Source organism: Pseudomonas sp. FSL R10-1339 (assembly GCF_009600545.1).
Taxonomy (GTDB): domain Bacteria; phylum Pseudomonadota; class Gammaproteobacteria; order Pseudomonadales; family Pseudomonadaceae; genus Aquipseudomonas; species Aquipseudomonas bubulae.
In genome coordinates, this window is the sequence record NZ_WIVQ01000096.1 from 1 (window position 1) to 18,170 (window position 18,170).

Below are 18,170 nucleotides of genomic sequence, written 5' to 3' on the forward strand. Positions count from 1 at the left end.
GTCCTTGAGTGTGGCGATAACACCCTGCCCCGGGGTTTGCAGATCGATCACTTCATCACGCACATGGCTCAGGCTTGAGCCCTGCGCTGCGCCGATGGCCTGTGCTTCGGCCAGACGCTGGCGGGCATACACACCAAACAGCCCTCGCGGCGGGAACAGCTCGGCAACCGGCACCTGCTGCACCCCGGACTCGGGCCAGCCACCCCCGGCGATATGAGCCTGCAGCCAGCGGATCAGGTCGTCGGCATCATCCGGTTCGACGCTCATGCGCGCGGCATTGCCGTTAAGGGTATGGCCCAGCTCGGTGGCGCTGTAGGCCTCGCCCCGGCCCAGTTCGGCCCGGGGTTCCAGCACCACGATATGCCGGGCACCCGGCAAGCGCAGCAGTTGCATGGCCAGCAACGTACCGCTCAGGCCACCGCCAACAATCAGAATATCGGCCGTGCGGATGGCAGGGGTTGCCTGTCCGCTTGGCACATCACTTGAGGTCATTCACTCGTTCCTGGATTTATTGAGCGCTGAACGCAGAGTCAGTCACTGACCCTGCCTGTGTCCAGCCCCTGGTTTCAAGCAGGCTCTGTTGCGCGGCTGCGGTTGAGTTCGCCCAGGTTGCGGTAGCCCGCCCCCGGATGCCCGTGTGCCAGACGCGGACCTTCGCCAAACAGCTTCTCGCGCAGAGTCCCCGGCGCGTAGTCCTTCTTGTACACGCCGCGTTTTTGCAGTTCCGGCACCAACAGCTCGACGGCGTCGATAAAGGTCTCGTGGGTGATGGCGTAAGCCAGGTTGAAACCGTCCACATCGGTCTCGGCCACCCATTCTTCGAGCAGGTCAGCCACGGTTTCCGGGCTGCCGACAAACAGCGGGCCAAAGCCGCCGATGCCCACCCAGTCGGCCAGGGCATTGGGGGTCCAGACAGTGTTGGGGTCCGCCGTGGAAAAGGTCTCGACCGCCGACTGAATGGCATTGGTGTGCACATGTTTGAGCGGCTCGTCAGGCTTGAACTGACTGAAATCAATGCCGGTCCAGCCGCTGATCAGGGCCATTGCGCCTTCGTAGCTGACGTAGCTTTTGTATTCTTCGAACTTGGCCTTGGCCAGGGCATCGGTCTCGCCGAGGATCACTGTCTGCAGATTGAAAATCAGGATTTTGGCAGGGTCTCGCCCGGCTTCGGCCGCACGGCGGCGGATATCGGCGACGGTTTTTTTCAACAGCACCTTGGACGGCGCCGCGACAAATACGCACTCGGCCTGCTCGGCGGCAAACTGCTTGCCCCGGCCGGACGCCCCTGCCTGATAGAGCACCGGAGTGCGCTGCGGCGAGGGTTCACAGAGGTGAATGCCCGGCACCTGGAAATGTTTGCCGTAGTGGTGGATTTCATGAATTTTGCCCGGGTCGCTGAACACCCGTCGCTCGCGGTCGCGCAGGATGGCGCCCTCTTCCCAGCTGCCTTCCCAGAGCTTGTAGCAAACTTCCAGATATTCCTGGGCATAGTCATAGCGCGCATCGTGCTCGGTCAGCGCTTGCTGCCCGATGTTCCTGGCGCCGCTTTCCAGATACGAAGTGACAATATTCCACCCTGCACGGCCTTTGGTCAGATGGTCAAGGGTCGACAGCCGACGAGCGAACGGATACGGATGCTCAAACGACAATGAGGCGGTCAGGCCAAACCCCAGGTGCTCGGTCACCAGCGCCATCGGCGGGATCAGTTGCAGCGGGTCATTGACCGGCACCTGCACGCCCTGGCGGATCGCCGCATCGCCATTGCCGCGATACACGTCATAGATTCCCAGCACATCGGCGATAAACAGTCCGTCGAACTTGCCACGCTCAAGGATCCTGGCCAGGTCTGTCCAGTATTCAAGGTCCTTGTACTGCCACGAGCGATCACGGGGGTGGGCCCACAAGCCCGGGGATTGATGACCGACACAGTTCATATCGAAGGCATTGAGACGGATTTCACGGGACATCCAATTACTCCACGGCAAGGCTTTTGAAAGCGCTATTGCACAGGCCGTGCCGGACATGCCCCTGCCTTGCGAGTACGAGCCTGCTTGCCCGCGCAAGGATTCTTGGTGCTCATTGCTGTGCGATTTGCGTACAACCTGATTGTTAACTGTTGCTCAGCAGTCAGTTGCCAAGGCCTGACTCCCGGTTTTGCGGGCTCGTCGCCTGCGGCACAAACCCTGCAACCCCCCACGACAGGAACCTTCCATTTCAGGAGAACTGCCATGACCGCATCACCTCTGTCCGTGGGCACCGACTACGAGACCCTGGCCAATCGTTTTCGCCCGCTGTTTCGCAAAATCGCCGCCGGCACGCTTGAACGCGAACAGGCCCGCGAGTTGCCCCATGAACCTATCCGCTGGCTCAAGCAGGCAGGTTTTGGCGCAGTGCGGGTGCCGATTGAATACGGCGGCTCCGGAGCGTCCATCGGCCAATTGTTCCAGTTGCTGATCGAGCTGGCCGAGGCCGACTCCAATATCCCGCAAGCCCTGCGCGGCCATTTTGCCTTTGTCGAAGACCGTCTCAACGCTTCGCCAAGCCCGGAACGCGGGGCATGGTTCGCACGTTTTGTGGCGGGCGAGCTGGTGGGCAATGGCTGGACTGAAGTGGGCGCGGTAAAACTGGGGGAAATCCTCACCAGGATCACCCCCCACGGCGACAAGTACCTCCTCAACGGCGCCAAGTACTACAGTACCGGCAGCCTCTTTGCCGACTGGATAGATGTCTATGCCCAGCGTTCGGACAACGGCGCCGATGTGATTGCCCTGGTGCATGCCCATCACCCCGGTGTCACCCAGAGCGATGACTGGGACGGCTTTGGCCAGCGCACCACGGGCAGCGGCACTTCGGTGTATGTCGACGTGCCGCTGAGCGCCGAACACGTAATCCCCTTCGAAACACGTTTCAAATACCAGACCGCTTTTTACCAACTGGTGCTGCTGGCCGTACTCACGGGTATTGGTCGTGCGGTGGAGCGCGATATTGCGCAAGAAGTGCGTGAACGCAAGCGGGTGTTCAGCCACGGCAATGCCGAGACCGCCAGTGGCGATGCGCAAATCCTGCAAGTGGTCGGGCAGATATCGGCTCAGGTCTACGCAGCCGAGGCGCTGACCCTACGCTCGGCCGAATCGCTGCAGAGGGCCTATGTCGCACGCCTGGCCGAGGATATTGAAGCCGAGCGCCAGGCCAATATCGACGCCGAAATCGAGACTTCCAAAGCCCAGGTGGTGGTGTCGGAATTGATTCTGCGGGCCACCAGCGATCTGTTCAATGCGTTGGGAGCCTCCGGGGTCAGCGTCAGCAAGGCGCTGGATCGCCACTGGCGCAATGCTCGCACTGCGGCCTCCCACAACCCGTGGATCTACAAGGCGCGGATTGTCGGGGACTGGGCGGTTAACGGTACTGCGCCGCTGTATGTTTGGCAGATCGGCAATAGCCTCAAAGCAGGCTAGACAGCGGTGTGGCCGCGGGCCTCGCGATGCAGACAGCGCGGGGCATTCGCACCAGCACAGGGCTGCCACCGCAGGCAAACCAGCCCCTTCAGGCTTACTGCTGCGCCTGCAATCGCCGACTGCCAAAACTGAACGCCAGCACCAGCAAAATCAGCGCCCCGGTCGCCACCTGCTGCCAATAGAAATTCCAGCCGATCAACAGCAACCCATTGGCAATCACATTGATAAACAACACCCCCAGCAACGTGCCGGGGATGTTGGCGCGTCCGTTGCGACTCAAGGTAGTGCCCATAAACACTGCACCGATGGCATTGATCAAAAACGCATTGCCCGACATCGGTACATAAGCATTGACCGTGGAACTGAGCACAATCCCGGCCACGGCACAGGCCAGCGCGCTGGCAATAAACACCTTGAGGCTGATCTGGCGGATCGACAGGCCCGAATATCGCGCCAGTTGCACCTGAGTGCCAACCGCGAGAATTTCTCGCCCCAACCGCCCTCGGGCCAGAATCACCCCGTATACCGTCGCCACACCCAGCACCAGCCACAAAGGCAAGGGCACACCCAACCATGACATCGCGCTAATCCCCGGCAACAGGTTCTGCGCGATATAGATCGGCTGCCCACCCTCGGACAGCAACTGCTGAACACTGGTGCCGATAAACAAGGTGCCCAGTGTCGCCAGAAATGGCGTGATGCCAAGACCCGCGATCAGCCCCGCATTAAAGCCCCCCACCAGCGCCCCGGCCAGCAGGGCGCCGGGGATGGCAACGGGCAGGCCATGACCGCCATTTAGCAGCACGACAAAAGCCAGGCTGGCGAAATCCGCCGCGGTGCCCACCGACAGGTCGATCCCCCCTGCCGCCACAGCCCAGGTCATGCCAATGGCAACAATCGCCAACAGCACGAAGTTGTTCAGCAGCAGGCTGCTCAAATTGCCCAGGGTCAAAAATCCCGGCGCAGCCACAGCGAAAAAAACCACGATCACAACGATCAAGAGCGGCAGAATACCGCGCAGCAGGCGGGATATAAGCACCGCGGATACCGGCGTTGCAGCGAGCGTAGTCATTGTCCACCCTCCTCTTTGCGCAAGGCACTGGACATGGCCACCACCAATAGAATCAGCACCCCCTGCACACCGTTGACCCAGAAGCTGGCGATGTTCAGCAGTTGGAAACCGTTAATCAAGAAACCCAGCAGCAACGTTGCCAACAAGGTGCCGGGGATATTCGCCACCAGCCGCCGGGAGAACACCACACCGAGAAAAGCAATGGCCACAACCGACAGCAGCATGTCCCCGGAACCGGTGGTGCTGCCGCTGAAAAATGCCGCCGAACAAAATGCTGCAACCGCTGCACACAGCCCGGCAATCAGGTAGCTGGAAAACACATAGCGGCCTACGCCCAGCCCGGCCGCCCGCGCCGCCTGGGGGTATTCGCCCACCGCATACAGGCGCAAGCCATAAGGGCTGTGCTGAATCAACAAGCCCAGCAGCAAGGCAACCCCCAGCAACACCCAGGCCAGTACGGGTACCCGCAGCCATTCACCAGTGGCCAGGATGTCGAGCAAGGCCGAGTCGGTGGGCAGTACGCTGTTTTGGGTCAGCACCAGCTCCAGCCCGGCAATCAGGTTCATGCTCGCCAGGGTGGCGAGCAGCGGCGGCAGACGCAGCACCACTACGGTAAAACCGTTCAGGGCACCCACCGCCAGCCCGCAGAGCAAGGTCAGGCCAATTGCTTGCGCGGCGTTCAGCCCCGCATTGTTCAGGCTGCTGTAGACCGCTGCACAGAGGCCCAGATTGGCCGCCAGCGACAGGTCAAGGCCACCCGAAACCACATTGGAACCACCACCAATCACCACACAGGTAAGGCCGAAGGCGAGAATGCCGAGGATCGCCGACTGGGCAAACACGTTGGCGATATTGCCCGGGCTGAGGAAGTTTGGCGCACTCACGGCGAACACCGCCAGAATCAGCAAAAGCGCCAGCAGTGAGCCGCGCCTCAGAAGCAGCAAGCCAAGCCGTCGGGCCAGCGGTTGGACGAGGATTTCAGACGAAGGCATGTGCAGGCTCCTGCTCGCATTCAAGGGCCACAGTGGCTAATTCCCGCGCCCCCGTGGCACAGGCCAGCAAACGATCGCTGTCGACCTCGCGGGCATCGAATTCACCGGCCAGCGCACCACGGTGCATCACCAGAATCCGGTCACTAATGCCAATCAGCTCCGGTAAATCAGAAGACAGCACGAGCACCGCCGCACCTTGCTTGGCCAAGCGGCCGATCAGGCGATAGATCTCGACCTTGGCGCCGATATCGATGCCGACACTGGGTTCGTCGAGCAGATACACCGCACAGCCCTTCCCTAGCCATTTACCCAGCGCGACTTTTTGCTGATTGCCGCCACTCAACTGCGAGACCCTGGCGTCATGTCCGGCGGTCTTGATCCCCAGCTCGGCAATCAGCCGATCGCTTTCCCGAACCTGTGCCGCAGAACTCAACAGCCCCCAGCGACTAAAGCGCGACAAGCCGGCCAGGGTCAGGTTTTCCATGACCGAAAGCAGTGGTGCTACCCCGTGGCTGCGGCGCTCTTCGGGCACCAGCGCGATACCTTTGCGCACCGCATCGCGGGGCGACTTGAGGCGCGTAAGGCGTCCTTGCAAATGCACGCTGCCCTGCTCGGGCTGCACCAGACCAAACAAAGTCTTGAACAGTTCCTTGGCACCAGAACCCACCAGCCCGGTCAGCCCCAACACTTCACCTTTGCGCAGGCTCAAGTGGATATCGCGATACGCCAGACCAGCACTGAGCCCCTTCAGTTCGAGCACCACCTCACCCGGCGTTACCACGGCCTTGGGGTACATCTCGCCGACCTCGCGATTGACCATCAACCGGGCAATCTGTGCCGTCGAAGTACTGCGCGGATCCACCACCGCCACGGCACGACCATTGCGCAACACGGTGACCCGGTCGCACAGGCTTTGGATTTCTTGCAGATAATGGGAGATATACACAATCGTCAGACCCTGATCGCGCAGACGGCGGATAATGGCCAGCAACTGGTCAACCTCGCGCTTGACCAGTGACACGCTGGGCTCGTCGAACACCAGGACTTTCGGCTTGGCCAGCAAGGCCCGGGTAATTTGCAGAATCTGTCGCCGGGCGCTGTCCAGCTCGCTGACCAGCGCCCCGGCGGGGAACTCCAGGTCGAAATACTCACGCAACAACCGTGCGGCCTCGCGGTCCTGGGCACGCCGGCGGATAAAAGGCCCGCACCGGAGTTCGCGGCCGAAGAACAGCGCTTCCCCTACGGTAAAACTGGCGGGCAACAAGCGCTCCTGGTGAATGAAATGCACGCCCAGCGCCTCAATCTGCCGCGGGCTCAACGCCGCAAAAGACTGCCCGTCCACTGCCAGGGTGCCACTGTCGGCCCGATGGATACCTGCCAGCACTTTGATCAGGGTTGATTTACCGGCACCGTTTTCACCGACCAGCCCGTGAATGGAGCCTTGCTCGACGCGCAGATCAACGCCATCCAGCGCCCGGGTGGCCCCGAAAGACTTGGTGATGCCCTGCAAATGCAGGGCGGGAGACGTCACTGATCGCCTCGCAGCTTTTGCACCTGCTCAAGGTTCGCAGCAGTAGTCAGCAGGGTCGGCACCTGGGTTTCCCTGGGCAGGTCATGTTGCCCGGCCAGATAGCGCGCCACGTTTTGCACAGCGGTTTTGCCGATCAAAGCCGGTTGCTGGGCTATCACCGCACCGACCGGCGAGTCGCTGCGTTTGAGCAACTCCAGCACTTCGGGCGTGCCATCGACGCCATAGGTCTTGATCTCCGTACGCCCGGCATCCACCAACGCCTTGCTCGCGCCCAATTGCGGAATATCCCAGGCAGACCAGATCGCGGTTACGCTGCCCTTGGGGTATTTGTTGAGCAGTGCACTGACCTGACTGTAGGCGTCCTGCACGGTATTGGGGATCACATCACGCAGTTCGGGATCAATGATTTTCAGCTCGGGATGATCCTTGAGCGCCAGTTTGAGCTGGTCATAGCGGATCGCACACACCGGCACCCCGTAAAAGCCGTTGAACACCAGAATATTGCCCTTGGCGCCACTGTCGGCTACCAACTGGTCGGCCAGATGCTTGCCGGTGGCGACGTTGTCCGATGTGGTGTTATTGAGGCTGTATTGCGACGGCGCATCAATCGTAAACAGAGGAATGCCGGCCTTGCTGATACGCTTGAGCCAGGGATCGATCACGCTCAGGGTGCCCAGGGTCTGGATCACCGCATCGGGTTTCTGGGTGACCACGGTTTGCAGTTGGGTCACCAGGTTTTTATCGTTGCGCCCAGCATCCAGGGTGATCGGTGTGCCGCCCAGGCGCCTGACTTCGGCAACCTGGGCGTCGAAGGCTTTGACATCAAAGTAGTGACTGGTGCCGGTCATGCTGATGGCAATGCGTTTGCCGGCCAGGGAAGGCACATCGTTGTCGTCGGCATGGGCCAGTGTGCCCAGCCCGACGCTGACCACCGCCAGCGCCATGGCCTGCCAGAAGCGTGTAGGGAAAAAGTGCGGTTTGCGCGAGGTGGCTGCAGGCATGACAGTGTTCCTGAAGGGTATTTCCAGGAGCTTTGCACAGACCATGCCGCAGCACTTCCACCCTGTGGGGCCGGGGCTCTCGCTGTTGCGCAAGGGACAGCGCTGCCTGTTTGGCCACAGTCTGTTGGATGACTGTTGCCGGGCCAACACTTGTACATCGGGCTAAATGCTCAGGTCGCTGCACAGCCCGTCGTCAAAAACGTTGCGAGAGCCTGGCCCAACTCATCGAAAACCAGGCTGATACGCTGGACCCTGCGCATATCCTGGTGCATGGCAATCCACACATCCACGGCAAAATCCACTTGGTCGGGCAACACCCGTACCAGACCGTAACGCTGCGCCAGTTGCGCCGGGCACACACCCAGGCCCACTCCGGCGCGAATAGCGGCCTGTTGCGCGAGATGATCGTCACTGCGAAACAGCGTGCGCGGTGCCGAGCAATCAAAGCCGCGGTCACGCAGAAAATCCACTTCTGCCAGATTACGATCCGGCCCGATCAACGGGTACTGCGACAGCTCGGCGACACTGCCCGGCACACCGTGTTGCGCCAACAATTGGCCGCTGGCGTATAGCCCGACCTGTAAGTCACCGACTTTACGTGCAACCACAGCGCCTTGCGTGGGCCGGCGGATACGTACTGCCACATCCGCTTCCTGACGGTCCAATGCCTGCAAACGATCCGACACACTCAACTCAATTGCCAGCTGCCCATAGGTACGGTGCAGCGTGGCCAGCATCGGCGGCAACACTTCAACCCCCAGCAGCTTGCTGCTGGTCAGGCGCACGGTGCCGCTGGACTGCGCGACATCAGCAGACGCCGCGCGAGTGAATGCTTCGGCTGCCAGGGCCATGTTCTCAACATGGCTAATCAGATCCCTGGCCATCTCGGTGGGCATCAGCCCGCCGGGTGAGCGGATAAACAGGCTCACGCCCACACTTTGTTCCAGCGTTTCAATGCGCCGCCGCGCGGTGGCCTGGGCAATACCGAGCAAGCGGGCGGCTCCGGACAGACTGCCGGTACGCAAAACCGCCAAAAAGGCGCGCTGGGTTTCCCATTGCAATTGCGGGGGGGCTATACATTTCCTGTGAGCCGTAGGGCAATTTTGACGGATGTTCTTTCACCCGGCGCTGCGTCATGCTGGCCGAGCATATCCCGCAGGCATTGCCTGCTCCAGCACACCACAAGCTTCAAGGAATACTTCATGATTGTCACCGGCAAATGTTACTGCACGGCTGTGAGCTATACCCTCCATACCGAGGTGGCGCCAGTCGTCTACGCGTGCCACTGCCGCGACTGCCAGACCCGTAGCGGCAGCGCATTTGCCCTGCACAGCCTGCTGCCCGCAGACGCAATCAGGGTCACAGGCCCATTGCAGACCTGCACCCATGACAGCAATGGCCAGCGCAGTGAACACGTACTGTGCAGCCGTTGCCACACCCCCATTTACAACACCACTACGGCAGCCCCCGGGCTGTGCGTGTTACGGGCCGGCACCCTGGATCACAGCCCGTCATTGCAGCCGGTCGCGCATATCTGGCTCAGGCACAAACAACCCTGGCTGGTGCTGGCCGACAGCGCGGCGCACTGGCAGGAAAGCCCCACGCCGGAGCAGTTTGCCCAGGCACTGGCCGCCCGTTAGACCTGCTGCAAGGCCCGCGGGCGATGGCTGCGCTGTTCGGCAGCAGGCGCGACGGCCTGTTGCAACTGGAAGTCAAACCTCAACTCGGCATATCGCCCGGCAACACCACGGGCACCGTCGTCGCGAAACTGCACTTCACCCACCAGGCCGTCGCGGGTGGCATAGGCAAAGTCGTCCCACAGGTACTTGTCCCCGGACAGGTTGATCTGGGTGGTCAGGTGACGGTGACCGGGAGCCGAGATAAAGAAGTGCACATGGGCCGGACGCTGGCCGTGACGGCCCAGTTGGTCAAGGCATTCCTGGGTCGGCCCCTGCGGGTCGCAGCCATAGCCCGAGGGCACGATGCTGCGGGCACGGTAGCGGCCCTGGGCATCGGTGATGATACGTCGGCGCAGATTGTACTCGGACTGGCTCTGGTCAAAGAACGAGTAGGTACCCTTGGTGTTGGCGTGCCATAGATCAACCGTGGCACCGGCCAGCGGTTGGCCCGAAAGATCGAACACCTGCCCTTCGAGGAACATCACGGTGGCAACACCCTCCTCGCTGCCGTCGTCCATCCGTGCCAACCCTTCGTACACCGGGGCACCGGCCACATACAGCGGGCCTTCGATGGTACGCGGGGCGCCGCCAGTCTGACCGGCCTGCTCGTCCTTGGCGTCCTGCAACAGGTCGATAAAATGCTCGATGCCCAGCCCGGCCACCAGCAGCCCGGCTTCCGAGCGGCCGCCCAGGCGGTTGAGATAGTCCACGGACTTCCAGAATTCATCTTCAGTGATGTCCAGGTCTTCGATGATTCTGGCGCTGTCCTGCAAGATGCGCAGGATGATGCTTTTCAGGCGCGGGTTGCCGTTATCGCTGGAAAAACCTGCGGCTTCCTTGAAGAAGCGCTGGATGACTTCGGTGTGGGAAATTTTCACGGTCATGGGGCTCACCTCATCTTGTTCTTGTGCAAGGGATAGAAAGCGTTAGCGGTCGTCGCTGTGGATCGAGGACGGGTGGCGGCACAGCCCTTCAATCTCGATATCCATGTAGGGAAAGAGCGGCAATTGCAGCAGGGTGTCATGCAGTTCTTCGACACTGACCACGTCGAACACGCTGTAGTTGGCGTAGTGCCCGGCGATGCGCCACAGATGGCGCCAGGTGCCTTCCTGCTGCAGCCGTTGAGCCAGTTGCTTTTCGTCGGCTTTGAGTTTTGCGGCCTTGGTCGGGTCCATGTCCAGGGGCAGATTTACGGTCATTTTTACGTGGAAAAGCATGGGGCTCTCCTTGAAGAAATAGGGGAAGTGGCTGTGGGAGCGGGCTTGCTCGCGATAGCATCAGCGCGGATGCACCGAGTCGTCTGCATCGCGAGCAAGCCCGCTGCCACAGGGGTTTTTCAGAGTGTCAGCGGCTAAAACGGGCCAGGCGCTCTTCGTCCAGCGTCAGGCCCAGGCCTGGAGTGCGCGGGATATGCAGCTCAAAATCACGGTACTGCGGCGCCTCGGTGACGATGTCTTCGGTCAGCAGCAGTGGCCCGAACAGCTCGGTGCCCCAGGTCAGTTGCTTGAGGGTGAGGAAAACATGGGCCGAGGCCAGGGTGCCCACCGAGCCTTCAAGCATGGTGCCGCCATACAGGGCGATACCGGCGGCCTCGGCGATATGAGCAGTGCGCAGCACTGCACGGGGCCCGCCGTTTTTCGCGATCTTGAGGGCAAATACACTGGCCGCACCGTCCGCCGCCAGACTGAAGGCGTCCTCGACACTTTCGATGGATTCGTCGGCCATGATCGGCGCCGGGCTGCGCAGATTCAGACGCACCTGCCCTGAACGATTAGCCCGGGAAATCGGCTGTTCGATCAGGTCGATACCGTGGTCACCTAGCACCTGGCAACCACGAATGGCCTGGGACTCGTCCCAATACTGGTTGACGTCAACCCGCACACTGGCGCGCTCACCCAGGGCCTTTTTGATCGCCAGCACATATTTGAGGTCCTGCTCCAGCGGGTTGGCACCGATCTTCAATTTGAAGATGCGGTGGCGTCGCAGGTCGAGCATCTGCTCGGCTTCGGCAATGTCACGGGCAGTGTCACCGCTGGCCAGGGTCCAGGCCACTTCCAGGCTGTCGCGCACGCGCCCGCCCAGCAACTCGCTGACCGCCAGCCCCAGGCGCTTGCCCTGGGCGTCGAGCAACGCGCTTTCGATACCCGATTTGGCAAAGGTATTGCCCTTGGCAATCTTGTCCAGGCTGTGCATGGCGGCGTTGATATTGGCCGCTGGCTTGCCCACCAGCATCGGTGCCAGATGCGCATCGATATTGGCCTTGATGCTTTCCGGGCTTTCGTAACCGTAGGCCAGGCCGCCGATGGTAGTGGCTTCACCGACACCTTCGATACCGTCGCTGCAACGCAGGCGCACAATCACCAGGGTCTGTTTGCGCATGGTGTGCATGGCCAGCGTATGCGGGCGGATGGTGGGCAGGTCGACGATCAGGGTCGTCAGGCTTTCAATCAGAATTTGGCTCATGGCAGTTGTCCTTTTTTATCAGAGAAGTCAGCCGAGGTCGCCGCCACCCACCGGCAGGGTTACGCCGGTGATATAGGAGGCTTCGTCGCTAGCCAGAAACAGGATCGCGCCGACCTGCTCATCGAGGCTGGCGTAACGTTTCATCAGGCTGCTGTCGAGGGTCTGGTCAACGATTTGCCGGTACCAGACTTGCTCCTCGGGGCTTTGCTCGTTCTCATTGCGCGCAATCCGCCGCGGTGGTGCCTCAGTGCCCCCAGGGGCAGTGGCGTTGACACGAATCCCGCGCTGGGCATTCTCGAACGCCAGGCAGGCAGTCAATGCATTCACGCCGCCCTTGGCCGCGCCGTAAGGAACGCGGTTGACGCTGCGGGTGGCGATTGAAGAAACATTCACAATCGCCCCGCTGCCCTGTTCGAGCATGTAGAGCAGCGCCGCATGGCAGCACCACAGAGTGGGGAACAGCGAGCGACGAACTTCGGCCTCGATTTCCTCGGCCCGGTAATGCTCGAACGGTTTGGCCCAGATGGTGCCGCCCACGTTGTTGACCAGCACATCGAGGCGGCCAAAGGTATTCACCGCTGCAGCCATCACCCGCACACAATCGGTGTATTGCTCCAGATCTGCAGTCAGGGCCAGCACGCCTTCGCCCTGCAGCTCAAAGACCAGCTCGGAACGGTCCACCGCAATCACTTGCGCGCCCTCGCCCAGCAGACGCTCGCACACGCGACGGCCAATGCCCTGGGCGGCGCCGGTAACCAGCGCGACCTTGTTGTGGAATCGGTTGTTCATGGCTAGCTCCAATCAAAGTATCAGGCCGCAGCGGCAAACTTCTCGTAGTAGAAATTGGCCGGGGTAATGCCCTGCTCGCGGATATACAGGTTGACCGCTTCCACCATCGGCGGCGGGCCGCACAGGTACACATCGACGTCGCCCTGGTTGAGGTGGCCCGGCTCGATATGCTGGGTCACATAGCCCTTGAGCGGGTGCTGGCTCTGCGGGTTGGCCACGCAGGCGCTGAAGCTGAAATTGGCGATGCGCTCGCTCAGGGCATGCAGGCGATCCAGCTCCACCAGATCGAAGTCGTTGCTCACGCCGTAGATCAGATGAACCGGGTGGGCACTGCCTTGCTCGGCGATTTTTTCCAGCATGGCGGTGAACGGCGCCAGCCCGGTACCACCTGCCAGCAACAACAAGGGCCGCTGGATCTGACGCAGGTAAAAGCTGCCCAAAGGGCCCGCCAGGGTCATGCTGTCGCCAGCCCTGGCGATGCCTGTCAAAAAGCTGCTCATCAGCCCGCCCGGGACATTGCGGATCAGGAAGCTGACCTCGCCATCCTTTTGCAGGGTGCTGAAGGAATAGGCTCGGCTCTGCCCGCTGCCGGGTACCTGCAGGTTGACATACTGGCCCGGCAAAAACGCCAGGCTGCCCAGGGACTCGCCCTTTATCGACAGAGCGATGGTGCTCTCGGACAACTGCTGCACATTGCTGATAACGGCATCAAAACTGGCCTGTTGGGTCTTGCACAAGGTCGAAGAAGCAGGCACCCGCAATACGCAGTCGCTGGCGGCGCGCATCTGGCAGGTCAGCACATAGCCCTGACCGGCCTCCTCTGCGCTGAGGGCGTCTTCGATATAGTCCTCGCCCAGCTCGTAGCGGCCAGCTTCGGCAAAGCACTTGCAGGTACCGCAGGCACCGTCGCGGCAGTCCAGCGGGATATTGATGCCCTGGCGGTAAGCGGCGTCAGCGACGGTTTCCTGGCCATTGGTCTCGATAAAACGGGTAACTCCGTCTTCGAAGTTGAGGGCAATTTGAAAACTCATAATGTACCTCGCAGGCAATGCCCGGCCCGGGCACCCACAGGCACTCTCAGGCACGCATCACAGCCTTGATCAGATGTGGTAGATGTCGATGACCTGACGCACGTAGTCATTCTTGAGCACGTCTTTCTTGGCCTTGATCAGCGGCTGTGGGCCGCGCATGTCGAGGGTGTAAAAGCTGGTGCCGAAGTAGCTGTCGGTGGTCTTGTAGCGAAAGCTGAGGGTGTGCCAGTTAAAACGCACTTGGCACAGGCCGTCGGCCTGGTCGACGATCTCGATATTGCTCAGGTTGTGCGAGGTGCGGGTGTCGGGCACGGTCGCGCTGGAGCGCTCGGTCTTGATGCGGAACACGCGATCTTCCAGGCCACCGCGGCTGCCGTACCAGATCAGCGAGATTTCGCTTTGCGGGTCTTCGGTAAGGCGGTCGTTGTCATCCCAGCACGGCATCCAGAAACTGGCATCGGCGGCGTACAGCTCAAGCCACTGATCCCACTGGCCGTCGTCCAGGTAACGCGCTTCGCGGTACAGAAAATCCCGCACGATGGGGTAAAGGCTATTCATTGCACAGCCTCCACGGGGATCAGCGCGGGCTCGCCACCAGCCGCCTTGAGCATGGTTTGCTGCCAGTATTTATGTTGCAGCACAAACAGGCCTTCGTCTTCGGTACGCACCCCGGACAACAGCGGCTTGAGGTCGATTTCTGCGGCGGCGGCATCGGCGCCTTCGACCCAGTGTTCGGCTCCGCGAGACATGTCATTCCAGCCGCGACCTGCACCGTAACCGGTCTGGCAGGAGCGGAACTCTTCCAGATCGTCCGGAGTGGCCATGCCGCTGACGTTGAAGAAATCTTCGTACTGACGGATGCGCTTGGTGCGCGCCTCACTGCTTTCGCCTTTGGGCGCGATGCAGTAGATGGTGATCTCGGTCTTATTCACGGAGATGGGCCGGGCAATGCGGATTTGCGAGCTGAACTGGTCCATCAGGTACACATTGGGGTACAGGCACAGGTTACGCGAGTTCTCGATCATCCAGTCGGCACGGGCCTGGCCGAAATCACGGGCCAGTTCGTCGCGGCGCTCGTAGGCCGGACGATCTTCGGGGTTGGCCCAGCGAGTCCAGAGCAGCAGATGGCCATGGTCGAAGGAGTAGAAACCGCCGCCGCCCTTGGCCCAGCTGCCGGCGCTCATGGTTTTGATCTCTTCACCCGCTTCACGCAGGGTGCGCTGGTTTTGCGTGGCCGCGTAGTTCCAGTGCACGGAGCTGACGTGATAGCCATCGGCGCCGTTTTCGGCGGTCAGTTTCCAGTTGCCTTCGTAGATATAGGAACTGGCACCGCGCAGCACCTCCAGGCCATCGGCGGACTGGTCGACGATCATGTCGATGATCTTGGCGGATTCACCCAGATGCTCGGCCAGGGATTTCACATCGGGGTTGAGGCTGCCAAACAGAAAGCCGCGATAGGACTCGAAGCGGGCCACTTTGGTCAAATCATGGGAGCCTTCGCAGTTGAAGCCTTCGGGGTAACCGGCGGCGCCCGGATCCTTGACCTTGAGCAGCTTGCCGCTGTTGTTGAAGGTCCAGCCGTGAAACGGACAGGTATAGCTGGCGCGGTTGCCGGTTTTGTGCCGGCACAGCATGGCGCCGCGATGGCTGCAGGCGTTGAGAAAGGCGTTGAGTTCACCGGCCTTGTTACGCGCGATAAAAATCGGCTGGCGGCCCATGGTGGTGGTCAGGAAGTCGTTGACGTTGGGGATCTGGCTCTCGTGGGCGAGGTAGATCCAGTTGCCCTCGCTACAAAATAATTTCCTTTAAAAACATAGACTTGTCTGTTTTGAAGGGTTTGTTTTTTGGAAGTAAAATTTGGAAGTAATTTTGTAACTTCCAAATCAAGAAACCCAGCCTAATCGCTGGGTCTTTTATTGCCTAAAATTTGACCAATCCGTTGATCACGATTCAAGCGTGGGATTTACTGAATGGACTGGAACACAGTAACAACTGAAAATCAGACTATGGGACTCCACTCCTACACACCAAAAAACCACCATAGGGCTATCGGACACGATGGTTGGATAGGTGCGTAATTGCATTCACTTGACCACCTGTTTGCATTCGACTTGACCACTGATTTGCATCGGATTTGACCGGCAGGCTTCCTACCCATGAGCGGCAGCAGTCGACCCAGATCGGACACTCGCAGCGGCCAGTTTTGGCTTGCCAGCGATCAATCCACGGGCCGCGAAATGCTAAAAGTGCTTCCCGCAGCCAGGTTGGATTAGACATCAATAACAATACGAGCGAATACGCCATTGGAGTCCATATGTCTCGTGGCTAAACCTGTACTCACCTAGAAGCTCCAGAGTGCACCTTATGTCGATACACGCCTCGACACAGGCATGGCCCCTAGCGTTTAAAATGGACTGCTCAAATAGCAATTGGCTATCATAGGGGATGCCCGCGAATCGGCATTTTTCGGATCGTTACTCCAGTGTTCTCAAACCACTAGTTTGCGATTGAGGGCGCCCATTCGATCTTAGCCACATGTACCTGCTAGCCAGCTGGCATGACAAGGATCTTTTCATGCAATGCGACAAAACCGACCCTAATGGTTTCTATGCAGTCCTGGGCGTGAGCCCCGCCGCCACTGATGAACAGATCAAGGCAGCATATCGCAGGCGTGCGATGGACCTGCACCCTGACCGTAACCCCGCGAAAGACACCACTAAGCTATTTCAATTCTTGAATGAGGCTTACGCAGTGCTCTCAAACGCGGAATTGAGAGCCGAATACGATAGAGGGGAGCCCGAAAATACACGCGCCGAACCAACAGCGCCTGCGATCCCGGACCCTGTAATCTGTACGATCTGCGCGAAGGTGTCAGCCCAGCCTAGGGTAGTGGTTTTCCGCTCCGTGAAAAGCTTCCTTTTGGTTACTCTGCGGAAGCCTATAGCTGGTGTCTACTGTAGTGACTGTGCTCAGAAGCAGTCGTTGAAAGCGTCTGCAATCACCTGGCTGCTGGGTTGGTGGGGCTTTCCGTGGGGGCCGATCTATACGCTACAGGCGCTAGTGACGAACATGTTCGGAGGCACACACCCACCTCTTGAGAATGCCCGGATGCTGGGCTACCAGGCTTACTATTTCTACGCGACTGGTCGGCCCGACTTGGCGCAGTCACTTGCTAAAAGCGCGATGAAGTACTGCAAAAAAATACCAAGCGAATCGAGCTCTGGAGGGGCATCAGTAAAAGAGATAGAGAGCCTAACCGGAAACCTTGAATTTTTTATGCGGGAGCTAGGAGGCCACACCGAGGCCAAGCAGCTAAAAAGCAGCTGGGGGCTGATCCATAAGCGCTTCTTCATCCATTTGGGTGCAGTCGTCGCTGTAGGCTTAGGGATTGCCGTTGCTGTGATCAATGCACCAGCATCTAATTACACCCCGCCGCGAGGACCAATGCCCTACTCAGCTCAGCCTGTAGCTGCACAATTACCAACCGACCCTAACGGAAAAACAGCTCAGAATAGCCCTACCGCAGTTTCAACGAAGGCAGTCGCCAGGCCGGCCTATGTCAGGCCTAAAACAACTCCGAATGGCAGGCCATGGCCGAAAAACGCAGGTTATCTGGCTGGCGAGCCTCAAACCCACACATCCGGTCATTCAGAAATCACAATCGACAATGGGCGAAACAGTTCGGATGTCTTTTTGAAGCTCGTGGCGCTACAAGGGACCGTGGCTAGACCGGCACGGCAGGTATTCATCCCAGCGCACAGTCAATTCACGATGAAAAGCCTCACGTCGGGCCGCTATGACGTTCGATATCGAGATCTCAATTCCGGTGGATTATCTCGATCGGAATCCATGCAATTAACTGAAAAGACCACGTATCGCGGTACTGAATACGCCGTGATCACACTCACCCTCTATAAAGTAGCGAATGGGAACGCAGCGACCTACTCGCTTTCTGAAGATGAGTTTTAGCTCAGAGGTTGGCTTGCGCATTGCCAACATATTCAAGAAGAATATCTATAGGTAATGGTGCATCCATGTGGTGCGGCCGCACAAAAATCTCGCTTAACCGACGTCAGCTTCTGGCCGGTTTCTGCCAGTGCAGACAGGCTGGAGGGCGGCGACTTGCCCCCTGTAGGCAGGAAGCGTGTTGGTGAAAT

The 18,170-nt window shown here is 59.9% G+C and carries 16 protein-coding genes and 1 pseudogene; 3 read left to right on the top strand and 14 right to left on the bottom strand.

Annotated features, from left to right (window positions below; genetic code table 11):
* A partial coding sequence (locus tag GHO03_RS20180) for an FAD/NAD(P)-binding protein (RefSeq protein ID WP_153400411.1) occupies positions 1–492 on the bottom strand: 492 nt, incomplete at its 3' end.
* 74 nt (positions 493–566) lie between these two features.
* On the bottom strand, positions 567–1,967 hold the full coding sequence (locus GHO03_RS20185) for an LLM class flavin-dependent oxidoreductase (RefSeq protein ID WP_095018438.1): 1,401 nt from the start codon (positions 1,965–1,967) through the stop codon (positions 567–569).
* 261 nt (positions 1,968–2,228) lie between these two features.
* Here GHO03_RS20185 and GHO03_RS20190 point away from each other — a divergent pair, with 261 nt between their 5' ends.
* Positions 2,229–3,455, top strand: coding sequence for an acyl-CoA dehydrogenase family protein (locus GHO03_RS20190; protein WP_153380483.1), 1,227 nt, complete (start codon positions 2,229–2,231; stop codon positions 3,453–3,455).
* 94 nt (positions 3,456–3,549) lie between these two features.
* Here GHO03_RS20190 and GHO03_RS20195 read toward each other — a convergent pair whose 3' ends face one another.
* The 5 genes from GHO03_RS20195 to GHO03_RS20215 all read right to left on the bottom strand — a co-directional run bounded on the left by GHO03_RS20195 (position 3,550) and on the right by GHO03_RS20215 (position 9,085).
* The gene (locus tag GHO03_RS20195) at positions 3,550–4,527 is read right to left on the bottom strand and encodes an ABC transporter permease (RefSeq protein ID WP_153400412.1); all 978 of its coding nucleotides are present in this window, start codon (positions 4,525–4,527) and stop codon (positions 3,550–3,552) included.
* Positions 4,524–5,519 carry an ABC transporter permease gene (locus GHO03_RS20200; RefSeq protein ID WP_094999998.1) on the bottom strand — a complete coding sequence of 332 codons (996 nt, stop codon included), beginning with the start codon at positions 5,517–5,519 and terminating at the stop codon, positions 4,524–4,526. The genes GHO03_RS20195 and GHO03_RS20200 overlap by 4 nt, the downstream gene beginning before the upstream one ends.
* Positions 5,506–7,050, bottom strand: a complete 1,545-nt coding sequence (locus GHO03_RS20205; protein ID WP_095021159.1) for a sugar ABC transporter ATP-binding protein — start codon at positions 7,048–7,050, stop codon at positions 5,506–5,508. Before GHO03_RS20205 ends, GHO03_RS20200 begins: the two co-directional genes overlap by 14 nt.
* A complete protein-coding gene (locus tag GHO03_RS20210) occupies positions 7,047–7,994 on the bottom strand; it encodes a sugar ABC transporter substrate-binding protein (protein WP_238705493.1) in 948 nt (315 codons plus the stop codon). Before GHO03_RS20210 ends, GHO03_RS20205 begins: the two co-directional genes overlap by 4 nt.
* 227 nt (positions 7,995–8,221) lie before the next feature.
* Complete coding sequence (locus GHO03_RS20215) at positions 8,222–9,085, bottom strand: LysR family transcriptional regulator (protein ID WP_256666468.1); 864 nt, start codon at positions 9,083–9,085, stop codon at positions 8,222–8,224.
* 168 nt (positions 9,086–9,253) lie between these two features.
* On the opposite strand from GHO03_RS20215, the gene GHO03_RS20220 reads away from it, so the two are divergent.
* Positions 9,254–9,691: a GFA family protein gene (locus GHO03_RS20220; protein WP_153380477.1), complete on the top strand. Its 438-nt coding sequence runs from the start codon at positions 9,254–9,256 to the stop codon at positions 9,689–9,691.
* Here the strand turns inward: GHO03_RS20220 and catA are convergent.
* The 7 genes and pseudogenes from catA to benA all read right to left on the bottom strand — a co-directional run.
* A complete protein-coding gene (gene catA, locus GHO03_RS20225) occupies positions 9,688–10,614 on the bottom strand; it encodes a catechol 1,2-dioxygenase (RefSeq protein WP_153400413.1) in 927 nt (308 codons plus the stop codon). The genes GHO03_RS20220 and catA overlap by 4 nt on opposite strands.
* A 42-nt stretch (positions 10,615–10,656) precedes the next feature.
* Positions 10,657–10,947: a muconolactone Delta-isomerase gene (catC, locus tag GHO03_RS20230; RefSeq protein ID WP_095018432.1), complete on the bottom strand. Its 291-nt coding sequence runs from the start codon at positions 10,945–10,947 to the stop codon at positions 10,657–10,659.
* A gap of 127 nt (positions 10,948–11,074) precedes the next feature.
* A complete protein-coding gene (locus tag GHO03_RS20235; RefSeq protein WP_153400414.1) occupies positions 11,075–12,193 on the bottom strand; it encodes a muconate cycloisomerase family protein in 1,119 nt (372 codons plus the stop codon).
* Positions 12,194–12,220: 27 nt separating this feature from the next.
* Positions 12,221–12,982, bottom strand: a complete 762-nt coding sequence (locus tag GHO03_RS20240; protein ID WP_153400415.1) for a 1,6-dihydroxycyclohexa-2,4-diene-1-carboxylate dehydrogenase — start codon at positions 12,980–12,982, stop codon at positions 12,221–12,223.
* Positions 12,983–13,002: 20 nt separating this feature from the next.
* Complete coding sequence (gene benC / locus GHO03_RS20245) at positions 13,003–14,013, bottom strand: benzoate 1,2-dioxygenase electron transfer component BenC (protein ID WP_153380475.1); 1,011 nt, start codon at positions 14,011–14,013, stop codon at positions 13,003–13,005.
* A gap of 69 nt (positions 14,014–14,082) precedes the next feature.
* Positions 14,083–14,571, bottom strand: a complete 489-nt coding sequence (gene benB / locus GHO03_RS20250) for a benzoate 1,2-dioxygenase small subunit (protein WP_153400416.1) — start codon at positions 14,569–14,571, stop codon at positions 14,083–14,085.
* Positions 14,568–15,800, bottom strand: a pseudogene (gene benA, locus GHO03_RS20255) (benzoate 1,2-dioxygenase large subunit); the annotation flags it as partial. The gene benB and the pseudogene benA, both read right to left, overlap by 4 nt.
* Positions 15,801–16,587: 787 nt before the next feature.
* On the opposite strand from benA, the gene GHO03_RS20260 reads away from it, so the two are divergent.
* Entirely contained in the window at positions 16,588–17,982 is a 1,395-nt protein-coding gene (locus GHO03_RS20260; RefSeq protein WP_095030252.1) for a J domain-containing protein, read from the top strand.
* The last annotated feature ends 188 nt before the right edge of the window (positions 17,983–18,170 follow it).

Bases quoted from the DNA above. Each gene is read 5' to 3' on its own strand.
- GHO03_RS20235 (WP_153400414.1), bottom strand. From the start codon at position 12,193: ATGAGCCAAATTCTGATTGAAAGCCTGACGACCCTGATCGTCGACCTG.
- GHO03_RS20190 (WP_153380483.1), top strand. From the start codon at position 2,229: ATGACCGCATCACCTCTGTCCGTGGGCACCGACTACGAGACCCTGGCC.
- GHO03_RS20260 (WP_095030252.1), top strand. From the start codon at position 16,588: ATGCAATGCGACAAAACCGACCCTAATGGTTTCTATGCAGTCCTGGGC.
- GHO03_RS20220 (WP_153380477.1), top strand. From the start codon at position 9,254: ATGATTGTCACCGGCAAATGTTACTGCACGGCTGTGAGCTATACCCTC.
- GHO03_RS20185 (WP_095018438.1), bottom strand. From the start codon at position 1,967: ATGTCCCGTGAAATCCGTCTCAATGCCTTCGATATGAACTGTGTCGGT.
- GHO03_RS20200 (WP_094999998.1), bottom strand. From the start codon at position 5,519: ATGCCTTCGTCTGAAATCCTCGTCCAACCGCTGGCCCGACGGCTTGGC.
- benC (WP_153380475.1), bottom strand. From the start codon at position 14,013: ATGAGTTTTCAAATTGCCCTCAACTTCGAAGACGGAGTTACCCGTTTT.
- GHO03_RS20210 (WP_238705493.1), bottom strand. From the start codon at position 7,994: ATGGCGCTGGCGGTGGTCAGCGTCGGGCTGGGCACACTGGCCCATGCC.
- catC (WP_095018432.1), bottom strand. From the start codon at position 10,947: ATGCTTTTCCACGTAAAAATGACCGTAAATCTGCCCCTGGACATGGAC.
- catA (WP_153400413.1), bottom strand. From the start codon at position 10,614: ATGACCGTGAAAATTTCCCACACCGAAGTCATCCAGCGCTTCTTCAAG.
- GHO03_RS20240 (WP_153400415.1), bottom strand. From the start codon at position 12,982: ATGAACAACCGATTCCACAACAAGGTCGCGCTGGTTACCGGCGCCGCC.
- GHO03_RS20195 (WP_153400412.1), bottom strand. From the start codon at position 4,527: ATGACTACGCTCGCTGCAACGCCGGTATCCGCGGTGCTTATATCCCGC.
- benB (WP_153400416.1), bottom strand. From the start codon at position 14,571: ATGAATAGCCTTTACCCCATCGTGCGGGATTTTCTGTACCGCGAAGCG.